This is a genomic window from Microseira sp. BLCC-F43, assembly GCF_041929235.1.
Taxonomy (GTDB): domain Bacteria; phylum Cyanobacteriota; class Cyanobacteriia; order Cyanobacteriales; family Aerosakkonemataceae; genus Microseira.
In genome coordinates this window covers 1-3,507 of record NZ_JBHFNP010000256.1, presented here as the reverse complement: position 1 = coordinate 3,507, position 3,507 = coordinate 1, and the positions used below count along the sequence as shown (strand labels likewise).

At 42.5% G+C, this 3,507-nt stretch carries 2 protein-coding genes and 2 pseudogenes; all 4 read right to left on the bottom strand.

Annotation, left to right across the window (positions count from 1 at the left end; genetic code table 11):
* Positions 1 to 67: 67 nt before the first annotated feature.
* Positions 68 to 409, bottom strand: coding sequence for an HNH endonuclease signature motif containing protein (locus tag ACE1CM_RS34360; RefSeq protein WP_374883374.1), 342 nt, complete (start codon positions 407 to 409; stop codon positions 68 to 70).
* A 162-nt stretch (positions 410 to 571) separates the two neighbouring features.
* Positions 572 to 1,237: a reverse transcriptase domain-containing protein gene (locus ACE1CM_RS34355; protein ID WP_374883373.1), complete on the bottom strand. Its 666-nt coding sequence runs from the start codon at positions 1,235 to 1,237 to the stop codon at positions 572 to 574.
* 5 nt (positions 1,238 to 1,242) lie between these two features.
* Positions 1,243 to 2,079 (bottom strand): annotated as a pseudogene (locus tag ACE1CM_RS34350) (IS5 family transposase).
* 224 nt (positions 2,080 to 2,303) lie between these two features.
* Positions 2,304 to 2,705 (bottom strand): annotated as a pseudogene (locus ACE1CM_RS34345) (reverse transcriptase N-terminal domain-containing protein).
* Positions 2,706 to 3,507: the final 802 nt, after the last annotated feature.

The window sequence follows — 3,507 nt, the reverse complement described above, 5'->3', positions numbered from 1 at the left end:
TTGTCGGGTAAGGAGGCACAAGTCACCGTGTCCCCCTCCCCTTTGAACCGGACTTGACAATTGCTCATCATCCGGCTATTGCCTCGAGCAACTTTGAACGTTTACCCGTATGTACATGTTTGTGACAGGCTTTATGGAGATGTACAAGGTTATCGAAAAAGTCTGTACCTCCATCTTTTACCTGGATTATGTGGTGGGTATGCAGTTCTTCGACCTTAAACAGGTGTTCTCCACACACTGGGCAAAACCAATTTTGATTTTTGGCAACCAAAAGATGTTTTGACCCTTTAGCCCAATAGGTTTTACCGTATTGGGTATTTCGATGTTCCCAGTAGGAGCTTAATTTGGGGTCGTCAGGGGATGACCTGCCTTTAACTTTGACATGTCGTTCAATGGGTACGCAAGCCATCTTAAACACATGTATGGTTTGCACCTTTGCGTGTCGATTGGTAATTGTTGTAGCCAATTGCCTACTCGCTCCATTTATAGTTTTGAAGTATTTGTTTGCTACCCATCTTTTCCTTTTCTTCGGGTGTCTTTTGACCGCCCATTTCCCGAGGGATTTCCAGATTTAAATTTTTATAGAAAAAATAAACCCATGCCTGTTGTAGTTGGCCCAGACTCTCAAAATCGGGTTGAGGTGTGATATTACTGCCTCTGGCTTGACTGTTGGATGTGTTTTTAACCACTTCCTTACCTGTTTGAGAAGTTCGCTAGTTTTTTGTTTCTGGGGAACCTGGAGGCATTTACCCTTGAACTGTCGGATATTAAACCCTAAAAAATTAAATTTTTGTTCGATGTGAACGACATTGGTTTTATCCTGATTTAGTTCTAGCCCTCTTTTTAGTAAGCAATTTTCGCGAGTTGGGATTATTTCCTCAATCTCCTGTTTCGTTGCGGCGGTAACAACGAAATCGTCCCCATAGCGGATGAATCCGTACCTATCACTAGGTTTTTCCACAGTTCTAGGTTTTTTCCTGCCTTGAGGGGTGTATTGATCAACTTTCACCTTCTTATACGAGGCTAGTAATTTTTCAATTCCGTCCAAGGCTATATTCGCTAGTAACGGGCGTCGGGTGCCCCCCTGGGGAGTTCCACTTTGGGTTTCATGAAACACTTCGGCTTCTATGTATCCTGCTTTTAGCCATTGTTTTATCAACTCTCTGCCTGGAATTAGACCAATGGCGTTGAGTATAAATTCATGGCTAATATTAGACCTCTTGCGAAAGTAATTCAAGACTGCTATTTTTGTTGGTGAATAAGTTCATAATTATAGATGCCAGCAATCAAATTAAGTCTCAAACCAAATCGTCTTCTTCGATTTCTATATCGGGACTCGGGACGAAAGTATCCGAAATCTTTTGAGATGGCGATGAATATGTTCGATAACTATTCGCTCCTTTGCTAACTGGCGATTAGCTTTCTTTGGCTCCACGGTTAACTCTTTTTTTTTACTCTTTTTCTGTGTTTTTCTACTTTTTTGATGGAGTTTTTGAATTCCTTGATAGCCTTGATATCCCAAAAAATCCTGATCTTTTTCTAATCGAATCTTACTCCTTTTCCACATCCGAAAATCATGGACTTTCCCTTGGCCGGGGGGGGAAACAGAGGCAGATGATTTCTCTATTTTTTTGGTTGGCTACTATCTGAGATTTCATTGTATGGCACTTTTGCTTGCCGCTCTAGTATGATTTCTGTTTTTTTTTTCTATCTCCTGTTATGCTACATCCACTACCACAGTTTCAATTTCTCCTTTGCCTTTGACAAGTGCTTTTTTCCCTGGTAAGTTAAACAGTCCTGACTTAATTAGAATATTCTCCACTTTTTTGATGATTCTATAGGCATTGGCTTCGTCAATCCCCCAGCTTCCAGATGAAAGTAGGTGCGATATTCTCTCCAGTAGGTCAACGTCATTAATACTTGATCTTCTATACTTAATTTGCTTGGTCTTCCTGGCTTGGTTTGTAGCATTTTTTCTGCTGCTACCACTTTCACCATCTGCTCAAATGTCTCTGGCTTTACCCCGCAGCAACGTCTAAACTCTGCTGGGCTTAATTTTTTTACCTCTTTGTAGTTCATATTTCTACATTAACTTTTGAACTATTTTCTCTTATTTTGTCCCGACTTTCGCAAGAGGTCTATTGTCGAATGCTGCTTTGATATCCGCATCTAATACCCAAGTGTCCCGACCTTTTTGCAGTCTTAAATGGCACTGTTCGAGGGCATCATGGCAACTTCTGCCAACGGGAAATCCGTAACTGTTGGCTTCAAAACGAGCTTAAGAGTTAAGAGCTAATGCATTCTTAACTATTGTTTGTGCTACTCGGTCTTTGATTGTTGCTATACGAGCGTGGTCGTTGTTTTCCGTTTGATTTCGGAATATATACCCTTTTAGTTGGGCGCACTTGCCACAGAGAGTAATGTTTCATTTCTCTGAGCAAATCAACCCTTTGTTGGGGGTTTAGTGCGGTCTGACCATCAATGCCAGCCGTTTGTTTTCCCTGATTTTCTTGGGTGATTCGTCCCACAGCTAGTAGCACGGTGTACTAGCGTAGCATCAGTTTCATAAGACTTCTAACCTTATTCCACTGACCGTTCTCGGTTGCACGATAAATCCTTTGCCTCAAGTTTCTGACACGCTTTTTAACAGATTTCCAGTTAATGGAAGCCCAAGGAAAGAAGCGGTTCCTTTGTGCCGATGTCATTCCTGACCCTATCTTTCACCCAGGTGAGATTGCTTTACTTTGGTTTATCGTTGAAGACCAGTTGGCAGTCTGCCACCTTTCGATGTAGGGTATGTTGACCCCTATCCCTTGCATTACCCAAGGCTTTTGCTTTCTCCAACATCCTTTACCCTCTGGACAATTCCGTTTACGTTGCGGTCAACCTACTCAAACCCATCCACCGATATTTGAGAGTCCATAGGGTTTACCATGTTTCGTACAAGTGACATTTAACAGGGAACAGGGAATAGGGAACAGGGAACAGAAAGTTTTGGATGGGGATTTATACCCCACCCAAAACATGCCACGCAGTAGTTGTCGGGATCTGGTGACTAAGAGAAGCGGGAACAGGAAACTATTGCCTGTTGCCCGTTCCCTGTTCCCTTCTGAGGTGATTGTTTTGGGTTCCATCTATATCCCGGTGGGAGTTGTGTCCTTTCAACTATTTCCGGCAAAACAAGAAATAATTCGCCCACTTACCTTTTGGTTAGAGTGTGTCAGCCTTATTTCACTCTTCAAACCATAACGAGACTTACAATGATTCACTTACGTTAACCCCGATCAATCTTCGCTTTGCTCTCTGACAAAATTAGGCTTTTTGTATTTAAGCTTTCGTGGCTTGCATTCCACCAATTTTATGACTTAGTCTTGGTGTAGGCGGAGTCTGTGACTCTTTTACGTAGGGACAGGGAGAAAGGATTCCCCGCAGGAGACGGCTCCTCTGTCATAACGCAATAATGCGCCTTTGCACGACTTCATGTCGCACTTTACCTTGGTTGTCTTG

What these genes read in the sequence shown, in the direction of transcription:
- ACE1CM_RS34360 (WP_374883374.1), bottom strand. Translation starts at nt 409, where the DNA reads ATGGCTTGCGTACCCATTGAACGACATGTCAAAGTTAAAGGCAGGTCA.